At 29.6% G+C, this 21,493-nt stretch carries 19 protein-coding genes and 1 pseudogene; 12 read left to right on the top strand and 8 right to left on the bottom strand.

What is annotated here, in order from left to right; translation table 11 throughout:
- The first annotated feature begins 2 nt into the window (after positions 1–2).
- Genes noc through ABGT36_RS13135 form a run of 3 tightly spaced genes read left to right on the top strand, consistent with a single transcriptional unit; the run spans position 3 to position 1,671 of the window.
- A complete protein-coding gene (noc, locus tag ABGT36_RS13145) occupies positions 3–770 on the top strand; it encodes a nucleoid occlusion protein (RefSeq protein WP_087298678.1) in 768 nt (255 codons plus the stop codon).
- A 24-nt stretch (positions 771–794) separates the two neighbouring features.
- Positions 795–1,157, top strand: coding sequence for a transcriptional regulator Spx (gene spx / locus ABGT36_RS13140; RefSeq protein ID WP_087298677.1), 363 nt, complete (start codon positions 795–797; stop codon positions 1,155–1,157).
- Between the two features lie 19 nt (positions 1,158–1,176).
- On the top strand, positions 1,177–1,671 hold the full coding sequence (locus ABGT36_RS13135; protein ID WP_087298676.1) for an AAA family ATPase: 495 nt from the start codon (positions 1,177–1,179) through the stop codon (positions 1,669–1,671).
- A 23-nt stretch (positions 1,672–1,694) separates the two neighbouring features.
- On the opposite strand, the gene ABGT36_RS13130 is transcribed toward ABGT36_RS13135, so the two are convergent.
- Together ABGT36_RS13130 and ABGT36_RS13125 are read right to left on the bottom strand one after the other, a co-directional pair.
- Complete coding sequence (locus ABGT36_RS13130) at positions 1,695–3,092, bottom strand: leucyl aminopeptidase (RefSeq protein WP_346678379.1); 1,398 nt, start codon at positions 3,090–3,092, stop codon at positions 1,695–1,697.
- 52 nt (positions 3,093–3,144) lie between these two features.
- Positions 3,145–3,954 carry a MerR family transcriptional regulator gene (locus ABGT36_RS13125; RefSeq protein ID WP_346678377.1) on the bottom strand — a complete coding sequence of 270 codons (810 nt, stop codon included), beginning with the start codon at positions 3,952–3,954 and terminating at the stop codon, positions 3,145–3,147.
- Between the two features lie 83 nt (positions 3,955–4,037).
- Here ABGT36_RS13125 and ABGT36_RS13120 point away from each other — a divergent pair, with 83 nt between their 5' ends.
- From ABGT36_RS13120 to ABGT36_RS13105, 4 genes are all read left to right on the top strand, one after another.
- The gene (locus tag ABGT36_RS13120) at positions 4,038–5,768 is read left to right on the top strand and encodes an ABC transporter ATP-binding protein (RefSeq protein ID WP_346678375.1); all 1,731 of its coding nucleotides are present in this window, start codon (positions 4,038–4,040) and stop codon (positions 5,766–5,768) included.
- Positions 5,761–7,536 (top strand): ABC transporter ATP-binding protein, encoded by a 1,776-nt coding sequence (locus tag ABGT36_RS13115; RefSeq protein ID WP_346678373.1) that lies wholly within the window; start codon positions 5,761–5,763, stop codon positions 7,534–7,536. The genes ABGT36_RS13120 and ABGT36_RS13115 overlap by 8 nt, the downstream gene beginning before the upstream one ends.
- A 460-nt stretch (positions 7,537–7,996) precedes the next feature.
- The gene (locus ABGT36_RS13110) at positions 7,997–8,302 is read left to right on the top strand and encodes a type II toxin-antitoxin system RelB/DinJ family antitoxin (protein ID WP_087374606.1); all 306 of its coding nucleotides are present in this window, start codon (positions 7,997–7,999) and stop codon (positions 8,300–8,302) included.
- 59 nt (positions 8,303–8,361) lie between these two features.
- On the top strand, positions 8,362–8,628 hold the full coding sequence (locus ABGT36_RS13105; protein WP_346678657.1) for a type II toxin-antitoxin system RelE/ParE family toxin: 267 nt from the start codon (positions 8,362–8,364) through the stop codon (positions 8,626–8,628).
- Between the two features lie 530 nt (positions 8,629–9,158).
- Here ABGT36_RS13105 and istB read toward each other — a convergent pair.
- Together istB and istA are read right to left on the bottom strand one after the other, a co-directional pair.
- A complete protein-coding gene (istB, locus tag ABGT36_RS13100; protein ID WP_087357274.1) occupies positions 9,159–9,917 on the bottom strand; it encodes an IS21-like element helper ATPase IstB in 759 nt (252 codons plus the stop codon).
- Positions 9,914–11,226: pseudogene (gene istA, locus ABGT36_RS13095) on the bottom strand (IS21 family transposase). Before istA ends, istB begins: the two are co-directional and overlap by 4 nt.
- Before the next feature lie 463 nt (positions 11,227–11,689).
- Between istA and ABGT36_RS13090 the strand changes: the two are divergent.
- A complete protein-coding gene (locus ABGT36_RS13090; RefSeq protein WP_346678371.1) occupies positions 11,690–12,319 on the top strand; it encodes an NAD(P)-dependent oxidoreductase in 630 nt (209 codons plus the stop codon).
- An 86-nt stretch (positions 12,320–12,405) separates the two neighbouring features.
- Here ABGT36_RS13090 and ABGT36_RS13085 read toward each other — a convergent pair whose 3' ends face one another.
- From ABGT36_RS13085 to ABGT36_RS13070, 4 genes are all read right to left on the bottom strand, one after another.
- The gene (locus ABGT36_RS13085) at positions 12,406–13,881 is read right to left on the bottom strand and encodes a hypothetical protein (protein ID WP_346678369.1); all 1,476 of its coding nucleotides are present in this window, start codon (positions 13,879–13,881) and stop codon (positions 12,406–12,408) included.
- Between the two features lie 173 nt (positions 13,882–14,054).
- The gene (locus ABGT36_RS13080; protein WP_087298666.1) at positions 14,055–14,567 is read right to left on the bottom strand and encodes a dUTP diphosphatase; all 513 of its coding nucleotides are present in this window, start codon (positions 14,565–14,567) and stop codon (positions 14,055–14,057) included.
- Between the two features lie 41 nt (positions 14,568–14,608).
- Positions 14,609–15,934: a HAMP domain-containing sensor histidine kinase gene (locus ABGT36_RS13075; protein WP_346678367.1), complete on the bottom strand. Its 1,326-nt coding sequence runs from the start codon at positions 15,932–15,934 to the stop codon at positions 14,609–14,611.
- Complete coding sequence (locus ABGT36_RS13070; protein ID WP_087298665.1) at positions 15,927–16,628, bottom strand: response regulator transcription factor; 702 nt, start codon at positions 16,626–16,628, stop codon at positions 15,927–15,929. The genes ABGT36_RS13075 and ABGT36_RS13070 overlap by 8 nt, the downstream gene beginning before the upstream one ends.
- A 141-nt stretch (positions 16,629–16,769) precedes the next feature.
- On the opposite strand from ABGT36_RS13070, the gene ABGT36_RS13065 reads away from it, so the two are divergent.
- The 4 genes from ABGT36_RS13065 (at position 16,770) to ABGT36_RS13050 (ending at position 21,423) form a co-directional block, all read left to right on the top strand.
- Complete coding sequence (locus ABGT36_RS13065; protein WP_346678365.1) at positions 16,770–19,202, top strand: YfhO family protein; 2,433 nt, start codon at positions 16,770–16,772, stop codon at positions 19,200–19,202.
- Positions 19,174–19,581, top strand: a complete 408-nt coding sequence (locus tag ABGT36_RS13060; protein ID WP_296884224.1) for a GtrA family protein — start codon at positions 19,174–19,176, stop codon at positions 19,579–19,581. Before ABGT36_RS13065 ends, ABGT36_RS13060 begins: the two co-directional genes overlap by 29 nt.
- Entirely contained in the window at positions 19,568–20,515 is a 948-nt protein-coding gene (locus ABGT36_RS13055) for a glycosyltransferase family 2 protein (RefSeq protein WP_087374877.1), read from the top strand. Before ABGT36_RS13060 ends, ABGT36_RS13055 begins: the two co-directional genes overlap by 14 nt.
- 62 nt (positions 20,516–20,577) lie before the next feature.
- The gene (locus ABGT36_RS13050; RefSeq protein WP_346678362.1) at positions 20,578–21,423 is read left to right on the top strand and encodes a hypothetical protein; all 846 of its coding nucleotides are present in this window, start codon (positions 20,578–20,580) and stop codon (positions 21,421–21,423) included.
- Positions 21,424–21,493: the final 70 nt, after the last annotated feature.

Genomic DNA, 21,493 nt, shown 5'->3' with positions numbered 1-21,493 from the left:
ATATGTTAGAGAAAGTATATAAACAAATAGATATTGAAAAAATCAAAGCTAATGAAAATCAACCAAGAACAATTTTTGATGATGAAAAAATTGCTGAATTGGCTACGTCAATTAAAGAAAATGGTTTGATTCAGCCATTGATTGTTAGAAAATACAATCGAAATTATCAAATTATTGCCGGTGAACGTCGTTATCGTGCATGTAAACTAGCTGGTTTAAAGACAGTACCATGTATTATTAAAGATATTGATGATAAACAAATGGATACTTATGCAATTATTGAAAACATCCAACGAGAAGATTTAACACCAATTGAAGAAGCTAATGCTTATAAAACATTAATCGATACTTATGGTATGAGCCAAACTGAACTAGCTAATAAAGTTGGTAAAAAACAATCAACGATTGCTAATAAACTTAGATTATTAAAATTAAGTGATGAAGTAAAAGATGCTTTAAAATCTAAACAGATTACTGAACGTCATGCTCGAGCAATGTTAAGTTTACAGCCAGAAAAACAAGAAGAAGTCTTACATGAAGTTATTGATAAATCATTAAATGTAAAGCAAACAGAGACTTTAATTAATAAACCGCCAAAAATTAAGAAAAAAAATAAAGGAACTGTTAAAGCTGTTTCACGAAATTTTAAGATTGCTATTAATACGATCAATCAAGCAACTGATTTAATTTTAAAATCAGGGGTCGAAGTAACTAGTGAAACAGAAGAAAATGATGATGAATATGTTATTATCTTACGTGTAAAAAAATAAACTTTGTTGGGATGGGGGAATTTGATGATTAGAGTTTATACTACACCAGCTAGCCAATCTTGTCGAAAGGTGATTGCCTGGTTAAAGGAACATAATCTCAGCTTCATTGAAAAAAATATTTTTTCATCTGATTTACATACTAGTGAGATAAAAGAGATATTAGAACGTTGTGAAAATGGAACCGATGATATTATTTCTAAAAATAGTAAAGTTTTTAAATCAGCAACTGTTGATTTAGAAAGTATGAAGATGGAAGAGTTGATTGCTTTTATTAAAGCTAATCCTTCTATTTTAAAAAGGCCGATTATTATGGACGAACACCGTTTTCAAGTAGGGTATAATGAAGAAGAAATAAGAACTTTTATTCCTAGAAGGTTAAGGAAGTAAGCTTAAGGAGTATTAGAAAATGAAAAATATTTATATTATTGGCGGGACAATGGGGGTTGGTAAAACAACTATTTGTCAAAAGCTAAAACTAAAGTTGGCCAATAGTGTTTTTTTAGATGGTGATTGGTGTTGGGATATGAATCCATTTCAAGTCACTGAAGAAACTAAAAAAATGGTAATTGATAATATTTGTTATCAGTTAAATAATTTTATTGGCTGTTCAGTATATGAGAATATTATTTTTTGCTGGGTAATGCATGAACAAAGTATTATTGATCAATTGCTTGCAAGAATTAATACAGATAATTTAAATGTTAAAGTTATTTCGTTAGTTTGCAATGAAAAGGCACTAATTAAAAGATTACAAAAAGATATTGATCAAGGTATTAGAACAGAAGATGTATTAACGAGAAGTCTGGCTCGAATTAAGCTTTATGAAAAGCTGGATACGATAAAAATAGATGTCTCTAATTTATCAGTGGATGAAGTAGCTGCTAAAATTTGTGCATTATAAAACAGGATTTTTCAATCCTGTTTTTAGTTTGCAGCAATAAAATTAACAACACTACGAATCATTGCCCCAGTTGCTCCGGTACCGTCATTATCAGCAGTTCCGGCAATATCTAAATGGATCCATTTAACATCATCGTTTACAAAAGCGGCTAAAAAGTTCGCAGCAACACTAGCACCTGCACCAGGTTTACCAACTGAATTTTTAAAATCAGCACTATTAGATTTTAATTTATCAAAATATTCTTTAGCGATTGGTAAACGCCAAGCTTTTTCATCACTTTGTTTAGCGCATTGAGCAAATTTTTCATAAAAATCATCATCATTACTAAAGACACCAGTATATAAATCACCTAAAGCAGCAACGCAAGCCCCAGTAAGAGTAGCTAAATCAATTAATTTAGTTGCACCTAATTGTTGAGCGTAAGTAATAGCATCAGCTAGTATTAAGCGACCTTCAGCATCAGTACTAACAATTTCGACAGTCTTTTTAGCAAGAGTTGTAATGACATCTTGAGGTTTATAGGCCCCACCATTAATTAAGTTTTCTGTTGTTGGTATAATGCCATAAACATTGGCTTTAACATGGTTGGCAGCAAGAATTTGCATGATTCCCAAAACATCAGCACCACCACACATATCATATTTCATACCATAACTATTCTTTTTTATATTATAACCGCCAGAATCAAATGTAATTCCTTTACCAATTACAGCACTATATGGTCCTGTACCATTTGTGTATTTTAAACAGATTAAGTAGGCTGGAATATCACTACCTTTATTTACTGATAATATTCCACCAGCATTCATTTTTTCAAGATCATCTTTATCTAAGATTGTACATTCCATGTTGTATTGTTGTGCTAATTTTTTAGCTTCTTTAACTAAATCATATGGAGTCATTAAATTAGATGGTAAATCACTAATTTTACGAGCATAGTTAATACCATTTCCTAAGTTAACTCCCTTATTGATTGCTTCTTTAAGATCATTTTGACTATAAATGATATCAATTGGTGAAATTTTATGTGGTTCATGACCAATTTTTTGTTCTTGATATGCTTCGATTAAGTAGCTTTCAATAAATGTTGTAGTAATAGTATTAATATCTAGTTTTGAAGTTTCAATTTCTTCAAGATAAATTACAGATGGTTTATCAGTTTTAATTTTTTTAGCAACATCTCTGATTGTTTGAGTAGTTACTTTATCTTTACTACCTAAAGAAATAAATGTAATTGTGTCAAAATTAAAATTATTTAAAGTGTGAATAGTTGTAGTTTTTAAGTATTCTTTGTTAATAATACTATTAAGATTACAGTTTAATGTATCCGTTATTTGAACATTGATTTCTTGTTCTAAGTAGATTGGATAGATTAGATTTTTATCTAATGATTTTAAATTAATATTTTTAATTTGTTCCATATTATACCTCCATATCAATAGCCTATCACTTTTAAAAGTTAAAGTAAAATATTTATTGTTCAAGTTCGATCGTTATACGGGTTAAATAATTATCGGGTGAGGCTTCACTAATATCAAATATTATATATTCTTCATAAGCATATTTACCAAGTTTGATTTGATGAGCATCAGCATATTGAATGATACGTTGATATGAGTCATTTAATCCATCATAATTACCATGATGATAGCCGCATAAATAATTACCTGCTTTTTTTTCAAAAGTATTAGGACCTAAGTGGCTTGTTGTAGTAAATAAATAAGAATAATTAGCGGTTTGATTTTTATAAATATTTTCAATTTTAGTCATTATCCCTACAAATTCGCCGGTCATTACCTGATTATTTTCAATAAATGATGTGTAATCATTCATAAAACCAGCAAAGTCTTTTGAAGTACTGTTTTCTAAATTAGCTGATAAAATTAGATTACTTTTATTAAAATGAACTATTTTAATTTCATCATAATCAACTGTTAATGCTTCATTGGTGTATTGCTTAAATCTGGTAATCATTTCATGAATATGTTTTAGTTCTTCGATTGATTGCAGTAATTTTGCTTCTTGCTGGGTTAATAATTCGGTAAACAAAATAGGGTTTCGTTGATCTAAGTATATTTGAATATCTTTTAGTGACATTCCTATTTTTTTTAAAGCAATAATAACTTTAAATGTATCATATTGACGATAGGAATAAAATCGATAACCCTTTTCATTAATGTAGATTGGTTTAAATAAACCAATTTCATCATAATGAAATAAAACATGTTTTTCGACACCACAGATTTTTGCAAAAGCACCACAGGTAAAGAGTTTTTCTTTCATTGTTATTCTCCTCTTGACTATAAGGTTACCTTATAGTTTATCATATTGTTATCTCTAGCACAATATCAGGAAAGGAGAAGGAAATGCGATTAATATTAAAGTATTTAAAGAATTATAAACTATTATTCTTTTTTAATGTGATTTCTGTATTTGGATTTGTATTGGTTGAACTAGGCATACCTACAATTGTTGCGACAATGATTGATGTTGGTGTATCTAACCGTGATTTAAATTACATTTATATGATGGGAGGATGTATTTTACTTGTATCAATTATTGGTGTTGCAGGGACAATTGCTTTAGGTTATTGCTGTGCTAAAATATCGACTTCGATTACTAGGGATATGCGAAATGATATTTTTAAAAAAGTACAACAATTTACAGCTAATGAATTTAATCAATATGGGATTTCATCAATGATTACTAGAACTAATAATGATGCTTTTCAAATTCAACAGTTTGTAAATGTATTACTTAGAACGGCATTGATGACGCCAATAATGTTTATTTTTAGTTTTATTATGACTGCAAGAGCATCATTACCTCTTTCATATATAATTGCCGGAACGATTCCTTTAATTATTTTAGGGGTATTTGCTGTTGCCAAAGTTACTAAACCGATTTCTGAAAATCAACAACGTTCTTTAGATGATTTAAATCGAATTTCAAGGGAAAATTTAAGCGGGATAAGAGTAATTAGAGCTTTTGACAATGATCAATATGAACAAGAACGGTTTGATAGAACTAATCATAATTTTACAAAGTTTTCTAAAAAATTATTTAAAATTATGACAATGACACAGCCAATATTTTTTATGTTGATGAATATCGCTGGCTTATTAATATATTGGGTAGCGGCGCATTTAATTGCTAATGGTAACTTAGAAATAGGGCAATTAGTGGCATTTATGGATTATTTATTTCATGCGATGTTTTCTATTATGTTATTTTGCACTGTGTTTATGATGTACCCACGGGCTGAAGTTTCTGCTAAGCGTATTGAACAGATTTTTGAAACTGATTCTTTGATTAAAAATAATCCCCAAGATGATAAAGAGGAAGATGATGTTAGCATTGAATTTGATAATGTTACCTTTGTTTATCCAGATGGTGAAGAACCAGTTTTATCAGATATTAACTTTAAAGCTAAAAAAGGTGAGATGGTTGCTTTTATAGGAAGTACCGGTTCGGGAAAAAGTACGTTAGTAAATCTGATACCACGGTTTTATGATGTTACTAATGGGGCAATAAAGATCAATAATAAAGATATTAGAGATTATGATCTTTTAGATTTACGTGATCATTTAGGGGTTATTCCACAAAAGGCAATTTTATTTAGTGGTACTATTAAAGATAATATCCGATTTGGTAAAAAAGATGCAACTGATGATGAAATTGAACATGCAGTTAAAATTGCTCAAGCTTATGATTTTATCATGGCTAAAGAACATGGTTTTGATGAAGAAATCAGTGAAGGGGCAACAAATGTTTCTGGTGGGCAAAAGCAAAGATTAAGTATTGCTCGGGCTTTGGTTCGTAAAGCTCCAATTTATATTTTTGATGACTCTTTTTCAGCGTTGGATTTTAAAACTGATGCTATTTTAAGAAAAGAGTTAAAAAAGGAAATGAGTAATTCAATCATGCTTGTAGTAGCCCAAAGAATTTCCAGTATTATGGATGCTGATCAAATCATTGTTTTAAATGAAGGAAAGGTTGTTGGACATGGTACCCATCAACAGTTATTAAAAGAATGTAAGATATATTATGAGATTGCAATTTCTCAATTAAGTGAGGAGGAATTGGCACATGAATAAAAAATATGGTTTTAAAAAGACGATAATGGGATTAGTGCCATTTATTAAACCATATAAGTGGCAATTTATTATCGCTATTTTAATGATTTTGGTATTTAATATATCAATGGTTTTAGCACCAAGTTTTGAAGGGATGATTACTACACAGTTAGCTAATGATGTTGCTAAAAGTAGTGGCTTAGCTAATATTGCTATCGATTTTGGTGCGGTATTAGAAATTGTTGTTTGTTTATTAATAATTTATGCTTGTAAAACAATTTCTCAGATTATTTCTGTTATCTTTTTGACTAATGCCATTCAAAATGCAATGCAGGATTTAAGAAATGCTTTACAAAATAAGATTAGAAAGTTGCCAGTTCGTTATTTTGATAATCATCATTTTGGTGATGTTTTAAGTAGAATTACAAATGACGTTGATGCTATTTCTAATGCCTTACAACAAAGTTTTACTCAGATAGTTAGCGGTGTTTTAACAGTGACACTTGCTTTATCAATGATGTATATGATCAATGTCAAAATGGCATTAATTGGAACATTGATAATTCCTTTATCACTATTAGTTACTAAATTAGTAGTTGGTAAAAGTCAAAAATTATTTAAAAAACAACAAAATGCTTTAGGTGATTTAAATAGTGCTATTACAGAAATGTACACTGGATATAATGAAATATTGCTATTTAATCAACAAGAAGAATCAATTGATAAATTTAAACAAATTAACGAGAACTTAAGAACTAATGCTTTTAAAGCCCAGTTTGTTTCTTCAACGATTGCGCCATTAAATTCTTTAGTTACATATTTATCAATTGGGGTAATTGCTATCATGGGAACAGCTAACGTAATTGCTGGAACTTTTATGGTTGGGCAATTACAAGCATTTATCCGTTATATTTGGCAAATCAATGATCCATTATCACAAATTTCCAATTTATCAGCTCAAATTCAAGCTGCATTTGCTGCTTTAGGTAGGGTCATTGAATTATTAAATGAACAAGAAGAAGTACCAGAAGCTAATCCACCTAAACATATTGAAAATGTTCAAGGTAATGTGACTTTTGAACATGTTAAATTTGGATATTATGATAATTTATTGATCAAAGATTTTAATGTAGAAGTAAAAAGTGGCCAAATGGTTGCCATTGTAGGTCCTACTGGAGCTGGAAAGACAACAATTATCAATTTATTATTACGTTTCTATGATGTTAAAGGCGGAAGCATTAAAATTGATGGTGTTGATATTCGTGATTTAAAACGTGGCGAACTACGTTCAATGTTTGGAATGGTATTACAAGATACTTGGTTATATTCAGGAAGTATTTATGATAATATTCGTTATGGTCGTTTAGATGCGCGAAAAGATGAAGTTATTAACGCTGCCAAAATGGCTAATGTTCATCATTTCATTAGAACTTTACCAGATGGTTATGATTCAATGATCAATGAAGAGGCTAATAATATTTCCCAAGGTGAAAAGCAGTTATTAACGATTGCTAGAGCTATTTTAAAAGATCCACAAATTTTAATTTTAGATGAAGCAACTTCATCAGTAGATACCCGATTAGAAAAAATGCTTCAAGAAGCAATGCACCGTGTTATGGAAGGGAGAACAAGTTTTGTTATTGCCCATCGTTTATCAACAATTAAAAGTGCTGATTTAATTTTGGTAATAAATAATGGTGATATTGTAGAAAAAGGTACTCATGAAGAATTGTTGGCAAAAAAAGGCGCTTATGAAAAGCTATACAATTCGCAATTTAATCATGAATAATTTTTGTACGATTCTTAAAAGTAGGTGTTATCTACTAATAAGAATCGTTTTTTTTGTTGTGGAAAAAACAACTAAAAATTCTGATTGTCCGCTAAAATACTGTACTTATCAGCACATCAGTATTGAAAAGATTAAAATTGAACATCACAAGTAGATAATGGAATGTCGATATTGTCGTTCTTTTTCTATTTCCAGCCGTTTAGAAATAGACGGTTTTTTCTATATCCAAACGAAAGGAGAATTATAAAAGCTATGAAAAAGATATTGAAGCGATTAATCACATGCTTCCTTGTGATTGCTCTAGTCGCTGTCGGGCTGACGTTCAATGCTTTTGGTGTCAAGGACATGTTGTTGCAACTGTTCAACAATTATCGAAGTGTAAGAAATAATGCATTGCTGTTGTGCGGACAATTGTGTATAATAAAGAAAAAGATACGCACGCGAAAGGAGTGTTGTTATAATGGCAAAGTCAGCAAATTTATATGTGAGAATAGAGCCTGAAATCAAAGAGCAGGCTGAAAAAATCCTCTCCACACTGGGTATTCCTGCTTCTAATGCTATCAATATGTTTTATAAACAGATTATCTTACAGCGAGGACTTCCCTTTGAATTAAAAATCCCAGATAGAACGCCCGCAGACATAAGTACGTTGGAAACAGATAAATTGCACGCAGAGCTGAAGAAAGGGTATGCGGATATGAAAGCTGGTCGAACCAAAGACGCAAAAACGGTTTTTGCTGATATTCGCAAAGATTATGGTTTATGATTTTTAATGTAGTTACATCCATATAGGCTGAGGAAGATTTACGAGGGATATTTTAATATATCGCTTTTGAACTTTTATCGCCGGAAAACGCAGAAAAGCAACTGGAACGTCTGGGAAGGCAGATATTAAGTTTAGATGAAATGCCGGAACGCTTTCCGAGATATGGAAAAGAACCGTGGCATAGCCGTGGATTACATTTTGTTGCGGTAGATAACTATATTGTGTTTTATATTTTAGATATAGAAGAACAGGTGGTAACAATTCTACGTGTCATGTACAGCGAACGCAATATTGAAGAACAGCTAAGTGTTCATACAAAGCAATAAACAATTTCATATGCCACATACAAAGCGGTTACTCCATTGTAGATCAACCGCTTTTCTATACTCAAATTTAAGATTGGAGTGATTGATTGAACAATATTTTTACGGATATGCAGTCAAAAATCGGGTGTCCGTATTTTTTCGACCTACTCTATTACAAGCGTGCGGTCTGGTTTGAGATGAAACGCCTTTGCCTGTCTGACTATCCTAAGAAAACGTTAGAAGATTTTACTTGCTATGTATTCGGTGTGCCTTACGCCATCATACTGGAAGCATTGAAAAGAGAGGACGTAATGAAACATGGAAGAACTGCTAGGGATTGATATAAATACAGAGTATTACTATATCACGAGCAAGGAGCGTATAAAAGTTAAAATAAGATTACCCAAATTGTTGCAGATAAGTGGTTACGCTTTGTATCAATTAAGATAATTTTTTATATGTATAAATGTCAATATAATTTTGTACAAAAATGATCATTTATGATGTACAATTGTGTTCCTTCTCAATATAATCAAGAGCATTTTTAAGTATTAGGATTCCTCTTCATTTGGCTTCATTTGATCTTTTAATCGATAGGATTTACCCGTTATAGTTACCACGTGCGCGTGATGAAGGATTCTGTCTAAAATAGCGTTTGCCATGACCACATCACAGAAGACTTCATCCCACTCACTAAAATTGATATTTGTAGTTAATATCGTGCTTCTTTTTTCATAACGTCTATCTATCAATTGAAAAAACAATTTCGCATCATCTTTATTAATCGGAAGATAGCCAAGTTCATCTATGATCAGTACTTTATATTTGGTAAAATGGCGAAGTCTATCTTCCAATCTGTTCTCGTTATTTGCTTTCTTCAATTGTTGAATAAGATTATGACATTTGATGAAATATGTACTATTTCTACGCTTTGCCGCGGCAATGCCTATACTTACAGCCAGGTGTGTTTTACCTACGCCACTATTACCCAGAAATACGATGTTTTCACAATTCTCGATGAATCTGAGTGTCTCAAAATCCAATATCTGCTGTTTGTTTATTGATGACTGAAAATCAAAATCAAAATCCCTTAATTCTTTATGATGAGGAAATGCCCCTACCTTAACCATTGACTTGACCATATTCTTTTCTCTATGATCGATTTCTATCTGCGTCAATTTGATCAATCCTTCTGTAAAAGATAGATTGTTTCTGGTTATATAATCCAACATCTCATCTAAATTTTCATTCATTTGACTTAACTTCAAGTAATTCAGGTTATTTTTCAATTGCATATATGTACTACTCATTGTATATTTCTCCTATCAAATTTAAATTTGCCTTGGCTAATTGTTTGATTTCATCCGAACTGTCTTTAAAACTTACTTCATATATTTTTTGATAATGTTCTTCATGATAATTATATTTTGATTGAGATATTTGATGAATTGTTATAAGTCTTGTGTTAGAATACACATGTATATAATCATCAAATATCTGTAGTTTCACTGTTTTACCAATATATTCTGGTGGTGCGGAATATTTATTACCTTTATAGGAAAACAAACTCTGTGAATCTACTTTTACTGGTCTAATGGTGATTTTATACTGATTTCTTATCTTTTCTTGTGGTAAAGGGGATAAGAAATCTTTTTCTTTTTGGATATGAAGTTTCGGAATTTTTCCTATTTCACTGTGCACCTAGCAATTATTTCTTTCATTGATTTCCTTTACTTTTTCATTCAGTTGTGCATAGTTCAGCTTCCCATTATAAGCATATAGTTCATCCCATAATTTCATTGGCGCTTCAACCTTCCCTTTACTCCATGGTTTTCCGGCAATACAAGGTTTCACTATAAAGCCATAATCATCCGCAAACTGTTGAAACTTTGCATTGACCTTTCCACTCGAATATTCTGTTCTTGCCTCATCCATGACTGTTTTCATATTATCGGTTTTTAAGATGTCAGGCACACCACCAGCTGCTTCAAATGCCTGATCAAGATAATGAAACAGAGCACCCTGCTTTTTTGTAAGTGAGATGAAATTAATCCTATATCTTGAATAGGAATATACAAGTGCAAAGATATTTAATTCAATAACCTCACCTGTGCTTAAGGTATAATGCATATTTTCTTTCCAATCCAATTGTGCCTCAACTCCCATACCAGTCTCTCTTTTGATTGACCGATGATTTGTCATATTGTTTCTAATTTTACCATTTACTGTCCTGTTTGTTCTGCCATTAAAGTATTTATCAAATTCCTCATGCTGGCTGATCCACTTTCTAAAATGGGAAGCTGAGCACTCTAATCCATGATTATCTTTTAGATATTGCCATAAAACTCTTTTATAAAAGAAAACCAGAGTATTTTGATTGATCAGCAAGTCATATATTATTTGATAAAAATTATCTAACTTACTTTTTCTTTCTCTTTTCTTTGGCTTAGTATAACCATTCATATATTTATCAATCAATCTTCTATCTACACCAAGCTCTCGGGCAATTTGTGATTTATTTATTTTCAATTTTAACTCCTCTACTAATACTTTCAATTTTGGTAAATCAAGTAAACAATTAATCTCAATACTTGAACTAACTGTTAAATTCATAATCATAATATAACCTCCAATAAAAACTGAATTATTATATTATGTTGAATTGATTTTGTACATTTTTATATGATCGTTTTTGTACATATTAATAGTAGCATTTATAGTTAGAAGATTTTACTTGCTATGTATTCGGTGTGCCTTACGCCATCATACTGGAAGCATTGAAAAGAGAGGACGTAATGAAACATGGAAGAACTGCTAGGGATTGATATAAATACAGACTATTACTATATCACGGGCAAGGAGCGTATAAAAGTTAAAATAAGATTACCCAAATTGTTGCAGATAAGTGGTTACGCTTTGTATCAATTAAGATAATTTTTTATATGAATGTTTTGTAGAAAGTGATAGCTAAAGAAGAAAGATTAAAAGCTTTTAATGTAACCATTGACATTACATTAAGCTGGTGTTATATTATAGATGTAATGATAAAAGTTACATTAAATAAGAAATGGAGGAAATAACAATGAAAATTGCAGTAGTATGTGCTAACGGGAAAGCCGGTAAATTAATTGTTAAAGAAGCAGTAGAAAGAGGTTTAGATGTAACAGCAGTTGTAAGAGGTGAAAATCAATCTGTTGCTACAAAAGTAATTCAAAAAGATTTATATGATCTTACAAAAGATGATTTAAAAGATTTTGACGTTGTTGTTGATGCCTTTGGTGCCTGGGCTGAAGAAGATTTACCACAACACAGTACATCATTAAAACATCTGTGTGATATTTTATCAGGAACAGATATTAGATTATGTATTGTTGGTGGAGCTGGAAGCTTATATGTTAATCCAGAACATACTTTATGTGTTGCTGATGGAACAGATTTCCCGGATATCTTTAAGCCATTAGCTTCAGCAATGGCTAAAGCTTTAAAAGAATTAAGAAAACGTTATGATGTAAAATGGACTTATGTTTCACCAGCTGGAGATTTCCAAGCTGAAGGTGAAAGAACTGGAGCTTATATTTTAGGTGGCGAAGAATTAACATTGAATGAAAAAGGTGAAAGTGTTATTTCATATGCTGACTATGCAATTGCTATGGTAGATGAAATTGTAAGTGGAAATCATCTTCAAGAAAGAATAAGTGTTGTTCGAAAATAAAGTTAAATATGAATAAAAGTTCACTGGATTAAATATCGAGTGAACTTTTATTTTTAAACATTTATTCTTTTTAACAAAATCTAATACTATTTAATCTTTTCGATACTGTAATCATCAAATTCAGTTTTTAAACTATCTTCAACACCATCAGCAGTAGTTAAGTAATTTCTTTGACTATCATCTAATACAGTATAATGCCAGTAATGACTGTTATCATCATCTAAATAAGCTGAGTTAATTTCGGTACTTGTATAGAATGCATAATAGTAAGTATTTTGAGTTACTTCATTGTTCCAAGAAGATGTTCTAGTGGCATCTACTTTATAAACAGCAATAGCACCATCATAGTCGTCACCTTTAGCGAACCACATTGAATCTAATGAGTAGTTATAAGTTGTTGAATAACCATCATCAAATTGATCTTCAGCTTCATCGTTTGCTTCAGATTCTAATTCTTCAATTAAATCATCAGGTAATGCTGCTGCATTTTTATATCTTTCGATTAACCCTTTTACTTTAAAAGTTTTAGAATCATTAGTAACTTTAATTTTGCTTGCTTTTGCAGTTTCTTCTGAATATTTAACAGTAATTGTTACTTCATCACCGTTTGAAAGATCATAGCTTGTTTCATAATCAAGCCTTGTATCGTTGACAAATGCAGCTAATTGTTGGTTGTTTTTATCATAATCAATGTCATTTTTGACATCAGTGATATATCCTTCACCATCTTTACCAGCAAATTCACAAGTAATATTTTTAGCTAAATCAATTTCAGTATAGTTAAAGAAATTATCATAAATTTGATAACCAATAAAGGCAACCAAAGCAACAGCAATTACACCAACAGTAATTTTACCATTTTTTGATTTGATAAATGCTTTAAAATCAAAACTTGATTTAGGTGCATTTTGATAACCACCAGAATTATTTGCACTATTACCAGTATAATTACCAGAGTTAGAACCGTTATTTGTTCCTTGATATGAGTAATTATTTATATATGGACCTTCTTCTAAAGAATATTGGAAGTTATTGATATGAATAACATTTTTAATGATTAGAAGGACAACCATATTTAAAATAAATACAGCAATTGATACATAAAGATAATATTCAAGATTTGTTGCCATACTAGTAAGTGACGAAAGAGCAGAAGCATCACTAATACCACTAAGGGCACTTATATCTTGATTAAGATAAGCTCTTATAGCTTTACAAACCAAGTTTACACCAGACATTGATAATAAAAGTAGTATTGAACTAATGCATGATGCAATGAATTCCCCCAACATAATGTAATCTTGTTTGTCTTTTTTAAAGAAATAAAAAGCACTCAAGATTGCAGTAACAATAGCTACAATTAATAGTGCATAGAAAACAATTTGAATCAATGTGATCATAGTTCCAATTGTTGATAATGCATCAAGGCTATCGTACCCACTGCTAGAGCCACCACCAATTCCAAGTTTTGAAAGTAGCCATAATACGGTAATAAAACCTGATGAAACTGTTGCTAAAAGATAAACAGTTTTCTTTTTTGAATATTTATTTAAAATATCCATACTATTCCCTCCTTATTAAAATACATAGATATAATAACAAAATTAGTCATAAAATACCATTATTTTAACATTATAAATACAAAAAATACCGTATTTTTACGAACTTTTTTGATATTTTAATAAATTATTTAAAGAAAAACAAAAAATCTCATGTTTATAACATGAGATTGAAACTATTTAGTTGTTGAACCAAAACCACCATTACGAATAGCATCGCTATCATCATCTTCGACAATACCAAATGGCATAAAGATACCTTGTCCAAAACCTTGACCAGCAGTTAAAGAAACTGTTTTATCTTCGTTACTATCATTAGTAATTTTGATAAAAATATGACCTTCATTATCACTATGATAATAATCACTATCAATTATTCCTACTGTATTATTAAGTTGTAAACGATATTTAAAACCTAATCCACTACGAGGGAAAATAGCTAAAAACCATCCTTCATTAATAATAACTCTAATACCAGTAGGAATTTTAATTGTTTCATGTGGTTTTAAAGTAAAATCAATAGGTGTATAAAAATCATAACCAGCAGAGCCAACCGTAGCTCTTTTTGGTAATTTTAAATTATCATAAATTTTTTCAATTTCTTCGATATCATAGTTTGTGAAACTATCTTGAAAATCGTTAATAAATTGTTGTTTTGATACTTTTTCAAATTTTGCAACTACTTGCATGTCATTCTCCTTTTCTTTGATTTGCAACTATTATACACTAATTACTTTATTAAAGGAAAGGTAATTATAATAGTAAAGTAACTTTTATCATCAATAATAGTCAAATTACCATCATGAATTTTCATCATTTGTTTAACACTCTTTAATCCAATGCAATTACTCTCAATATAATCAACAGTATGAATTTTAGTATTTTTAACAGTAAATTTTAAATTATTATCATCAGTAATTAATTCAATATTAATAGGCTCATTTTTATTAGCATATTTAGAAACATTAGAGAAGATATTATTAATAATTCGTTTAAGAAGATTAATATTGCCAAAGATGAAATTATCACTATGTTCGATTTGTTTTAATACTGTAAACTCATTTTCTTCTAAAACAGCAATATTTTCAATAATATATTCATAAATAACGCCTAATGATATTTTAGTAAGTTCGGTATCTTGTTCTTTACTAAAAACTAAAAAGTATTCAAACATTTTATTAGCTAGTTCATTAATTTGATTAACTTTATCAATTGAATTATTTAAATATAGATTATACTGCTGTTCATTTTTATATTTTTTAAATCTAATAATATCTAGATATCCCATTAAAGAAGTTAGTGGTGTTCTAAGGTCGTGAGATAAAGCAGTAACTAGTTCATAGTTAGCACGCCGATTAGTTTCTTCGGTTATAAAATTATTTTTTAAAGTGATTCTAAGATCATTAATTTGTTTTGATAATTCGGCGATTTCAGTATTACCGTTAATGGTAATTGGATGATCTAAATCGCCTTGAGACATAATTGTTACTTCGTCTTTAAGTTTAACGATATAATTTACTTCTCGTTTAATAAAAAGGAAGGTTGGAAATATAAAGATAATCAACGAAATAATAGCAGCAAAGCTAATATAAGGAATTACCGATTTTGCTAGTGCATATGAGTAAGTGTATATTTCGATAGAACCATCCTTTAATTCCAAAATACTATAATATGGTTCGACATCATAGATAGACTTAGATTCATAGATTGTAGTACTAATAATAAAATCTTCAAGAATTGTTGCATAAGAACCGGTTATATAAAGATTATCATCTGCATTATAAATAGAGACACTATATATTTCACTAGATCCTAAAATTTCATCAATAGCATTAATATCATTGATAGAAACATTGTTATCAATTAGTTTGTTTTCAATTTTGGTAGCATAAGTTTCCGTATTGTCAGAAATAATACCTAAATCTAAAACAAAGTTAAAGAAATAATCTTTATTATAATATAGAAAACTAAAAGTAAGGAGAGCTAAAGCGCCAAAAAGGATAATTACTGCTGAAATCTGGATACTTAGTTTATTTAAACAATTTTTTTTAATCACAGCGATACCCCTTACCCCAGATCGTCTTGATTATTTTAGGATTTTGAGGGTCTGCTTCAATTTTTTTACGTAAGTTTCGAATATGGACCATGATCGTATTGTTAGCACTATAATAATATGGTTCATTCCAAATACTTTCATATAAAGCTTGAGTTGAAAATATTCGTTTACGATTACTTACTAATAAATAAAGGATTTGATATTCCAGATATGTAAGTTCAACAGGTTTCCCATCTAATAATACTGTTTCATTATTTGGATTGATGACAATATTTTCATAAACAATATTATCATCTTGTTTTTCTTGGTGTTCAGCTTTTCCTTGATATACATAATAACGACGTAATAACGCTTTAACCCTAGTCGTTAATTCATTATAAGAAAAAGGTTTAGAAAGATAATCATCACCACCACTAGAAAAACCTAGGGTTTTATCACTTTCTTGCCCTTTAGCAGTTAAAAACAAGATTGGAGCATTAGACTTTTTTCTAATTTCAACACAAGCCTGATAACCATTAACAATAGGCATCATAATATCTAAAATATAAAGATCAATATCTTCGTTAGCTTTATCAATTGCTTCTTGGCCATCTTTAGCCTCAATAACTTCATATCCCTCACTAGAAAGTAAAACATTAAGGACCTCTCTAATTTCTGGATTATCATCAACGATTAATATTTTATTATTTGTCATAAATTCACCAACTTTCGTATCTATTATACATCATAATAAAGATGAAAAATTTGTTTAAGGTAAATTTAAGAAATATTTAGATATTATTAAGCAGATTCTTAAGCAATGTATGCAATAATTTTTTGCGGAAGGGTGATAGTAATGAAAAAAAAGCAGTTAGTATGTTCAATTATATTTTTATTCTTTTTAACAATTGTGATGGTTATGATCATCACGCCTTCTTCATATCTTTTTGGCTCAAATACCGATTGGCTTAGTCAGCATGTAAATTTGGCTGATTATTTGCGTCATACTATGATAGAAAACAAAACACTTTTCCCCGATTTTGCTTTCAATATTGGCGCCGGAGTAAATATTTATAATCTATCTTATTATGGTTTGTTTCGACCAGATGTCTTGATTGGCTGTTTGATTCCTAGCGCAGCTATGAAAGACATAATAATTATATATATGGTTATCAATCTAATATTAAGTGTTAATTTGCTCTATATTTGGCTAAAAAGTAAAAATTTTAATAATAGCTTATGTATTATTGGAGCTATTTTGTTACTATGCTCTTCCGTTTTATTTCATAGTCATCGACAAATTATGTTTGTTGATTATATGCCATGGCTGATTATGGCATTAATAGCAATAGATCGTTATTTGAAAAATAGTCGAAGTTTAATGTTAATTATTGCGATTGTTTTAATGATTGTTAATAGCTATTTTTTCAGTGTTGCAGGCATAGTGGTCGTATTTAGTTATTATTGTTATTGTGTAAAGAAGATTAATTTTAAAAATATATGGGCATTTATTAAACCGGTAATGATAGGTATTTTAATATGTAGTGTTTTATTATTACCTACGGCATATGTGATGCTTGAAAATCATCAAAGTAAAGGAAGTAGTATTAATTTTTTATCTTTATTTATACCACGTTTAAATATGGAAGGGTTACTTTATGATAATTATGGTTGTGGATTAACTTATTTAAGCTGGATTGGTTTGGTTTTAAGTTTAAAACTAAAAGAAATTAGGAAATTAAGTATTTGGTTATTATTGTTGATTTTTATACCAGTATTTTGTTTTGGATTAAATGGATTTTTATATTCACGACCTAAAATATTGATACCATTTATTCCGTTATTAATTTATGTGACAATATATTCTTTAAGTAAGTTCGAAGAATTAATGATAAAAATCGATTATCGACTATGGATATTGATTTTATTACCAGTAGTTATTTTTTATCAAAAACCACTAGTGATTTTTGATATTGTTTTTGCTATTTTTAGCGTATGTTTATATTTAAGATTTAATAAAAAAGCGCTTTATTTAATGATGATCATGCCATTAGTCTTGAGTTTTAATATTAATAAACAGGAAGAATTTGTATCATCTGACACTTATCAACAAGTTTCTAGTATAAATGGTATTAAAGTAGATAACGGTACTAGATATGATATTTTTAAACAATCATTAAATACTAGTAATCTTGCTAATAATAATGAACTACGGACATCAATTTATAGTTCGGTTAATAACAGTTTATACAACCATTTTTATTACGATATTATTAACAATCCGATTTCAATAAGGAATCGAGTTGCTTCACTGTCTAATTCTAATATTTTCTTTCAAGGAATGATGGGGGTTAAAACAATTTATAGTGAAGAAATTGTACCTATTGGATATCAAAAAATTGGTAATAATTTATATGAAAATAATGATGTTTTACCAATTATTTATGCTACAAGTGATACTTATAGTGAAGAAAAGTTTGATGAGCTGGCTTTTCCAGCTACGTTAGATACTATTTATAATAATGTTGTTGTTGCAAATGGTGATAATCAATATCAAAGTCAAATAAAAGAATTAAAATTAGATTATCTGATTAACAAGCAAAGTTCTAATTTACATATAACAGCTTTAAAAAGTGGTTATCGGGTCAATACTAAGGGCAAAGGTGTATTGCAATTAGATCTTAATCAAAATTTTGAAAATCAAATTATGATTATTGAATTTGATATTGATAAAGTGAAATATTTAAAAACTAGGGATACTTCAATTACTATTAATGGTATTAAAAATAAATTATCAAGTTCATCAGCTGCTTATCCAAACGGAAATAATCATTTTACATATGTAATAAGTCAAAATGAACCTTTAAGTGATTTACAAATAGAGTTTAGTTCCGGACGGTATGATGTTTTAAATATTAAATTATATAGTCTTGATTATAATGTGATTAAAAATCGTAATAGTCAAATTGATAAATTAAACGGTGTTTATAATCAAGATGATAAGATTGTTAAAGGCAGTATTGATGTAAGTAAAGATGGTTACCTGGTCACTTCTTTACCTTATCAAAACGGTTATATTATTACTATTGATGGTAAAAAGGTTGATTCATTTTGTGTAAATAAAGCATTTTTAGGAAGTAAAATATCTAGTGGAAAGCATCAAATAGAAATTACGTTTAAAGCACCAGCTAAAAATATTAGTTTATTTGGTAGTGGAATAGGGTTGGTTTTATTATTATTGCATGGAAGAAGGGAAAGAAATGAGGAAAGATTTAAAAGAATTAATTAGTTATATCTTTGTAGGTGGTTGCACAACCCTAGTTAATTTTATTATTTATTATATAGCTATTCAATGGCTAAATATAGGCTGGTTAATTGCTAATATCTTATCATGGTATGGTGCTGTTATTTTTGCTTATTGGGCTAATCGTCAATATGTTTTTAAAAGTTCTAATGATACTAAAAAAGAAGCTTATCAGTTTTTTGTATTACGTTTAATGACGTTAGCTGTTGAAAGTAGTTTATTGTTTATTTTTATTCAACTGTTAGGAATAAATGAAATGGTAGCTAAAGTGTTTGTTAGTGTTATCACAGTAGTTTCTAACTATGGACTATGCAAATTCAAGATTTTTTCATCTAAAGGAGAACATGGATATGGACAAAATTAGTGTAATAGTTCCTTGCTATAATGAAGAAGAAGTTTTACCGATGTTTCACCAGGAAGTTACTAAGGAATTAAGAAAAATTGAAAATATTGATTATGAGATCATTTTTATTGATGATGGAAGTAATGATCGAACAATTCAATTATTAAAAATGATTAGTGCTAAAGATAAACGATGTGATTATTATTCTTTTTCAAGAAATTTTGGTAAAGAAGCAGCAATGTTGGCGGGATTGGAAAAATCAACCGGTAATTATTGTGTCATTATGGATGCGGATTTACAACATCCTCCTAAATTGTTAGCACCGATGTATCAGGCTGTGAGTAAAGAAGGTTATGATTGTTGTGCTGGTAAGCGAATTGATCGTGAAGGTGAAGGGAAAATCAGGAATTTTTTAAGTCGAACATTTTATAAAATTATGCAAAAAATATCAAAGCTCGATATGAGTGATGGAGCTGGCGATTTTAGAATGATGAGTCGTTTAATGGTTAATTCAATAATTGAAATGCGTGAATATAATCGCTATATGAAAGGCTTGTTTTCATATGTTGGTTTTGAAACTAAGTGGCTGCCATTTCATAATGTTGAACGGGCAGCTGGTAAAACAAAATGGAATTTTAAAAGTTTGTTTTCTTATGCTTTAGAAGGAATGTTTTCTTTTTCGACAGCACCGCTTAAAATTGCTGGAATATTTGGGATTGTTTTATTTGTCGCTTCAATAATATTGGCATTATATACAGCTATCTCTACTTTATTATTTGGAAATAGTGTCGGGGGTTATACTACTATTGTTTGTTTAATTTTATTTTTAAGTGGAACGCAGATGTTGTTAATTGCGATACTAGGAGAGTATGTATCAAAAGATTATATGGAAAATAAAGCCCGACCAATTTATATAGTTAAAGATAGTAATCGTAAAGAAGCGTTAAGTAAGTAGCAATAAAATTTTGACTTGGATTAATAGAGCTATTATAATGAAGTTATCAAGGAAGTGATAACATGAAAAAATTTGTTAGTGTAGTATTAGCAATCATAATGGTTGGTTTGGTTGTTTTGCTTTGTATTAATATATCAATAAAATCAATGGCTGCTAAAACTGTATCTAATGCAGTTGTAGCTAATGAAACAACTGATCAAATTCAACAAGTAATAACGGAAAATTTTCCTAACGTTACAGATGATCAGATTCAACAGATTCAAGAAGTTATTTCTACTAGCAGTTCTATAAACTCATTTACGGATGATCTATTAAATCAAATTACTGAAGCAACGTTAAATGGTGAACAAGTAGATACTGTTTCAATTATGAATCAATTATCACAGGTGTTTGTTGATAATGTTGCTCAAATTGAACAAGTAATTGATCAGGATATTACTGATGAGCAAATTCAAATTGTTCAAGAACGGTTAACTGATCAAAATGGAGCTCTTCAAACTAAAATTAATGAAGTAGTTGATTCTGTTCAAAGTGGTTCTACTAGTACCACTGAGTTCTTACAAACTTATCAAACAGTTAGTAGTATGGCAGTTAGAATTGGCTGTATAATTGGAATAATTGTTTGTATTGTATTAATTGGTTTATTAAATCGTTCATTATATGACTGGTCAATCTATGCCGGTGTAGCCGCAATTGTTTCAGCAATAATAATTGGGCTTTTTGCACCACTAGTAGTAAATGCAATTGAATTTACAATTGGACTACGGGTTTTAAATATGAGTATTGATATTCCAGTATCAATGTTAAGAGTAGAAGGAATCGTACTAGGAGTTATTGGAATTATTTTAATTGTTGCTTATATTATTTTAAGCCGTAAGTTCCCTAAGTATGAAAGAAGTTATTATTAATATTGTTTTAGTAATTTGATAATTGAATAGAATAAGGATAGAAATTATAGTAATTTTGATTTCTATCTTT

Origin of the sequence: Erysipelatoclostridium sp. An173, assembly GCF_963931465.1 — a bacterium.
In the GTDB taxonomy this organism is placed as follows: domain Bacteria; phylum Bacillota_I; class Bacilli_A; order Erysipelotrichales; family Coprobacillaceae; genus Thomasclavelia; species Thomasclavelia merdavium.
This window is presented reverse-complemented; position numbering and strand designations above follow the sequence as displayed.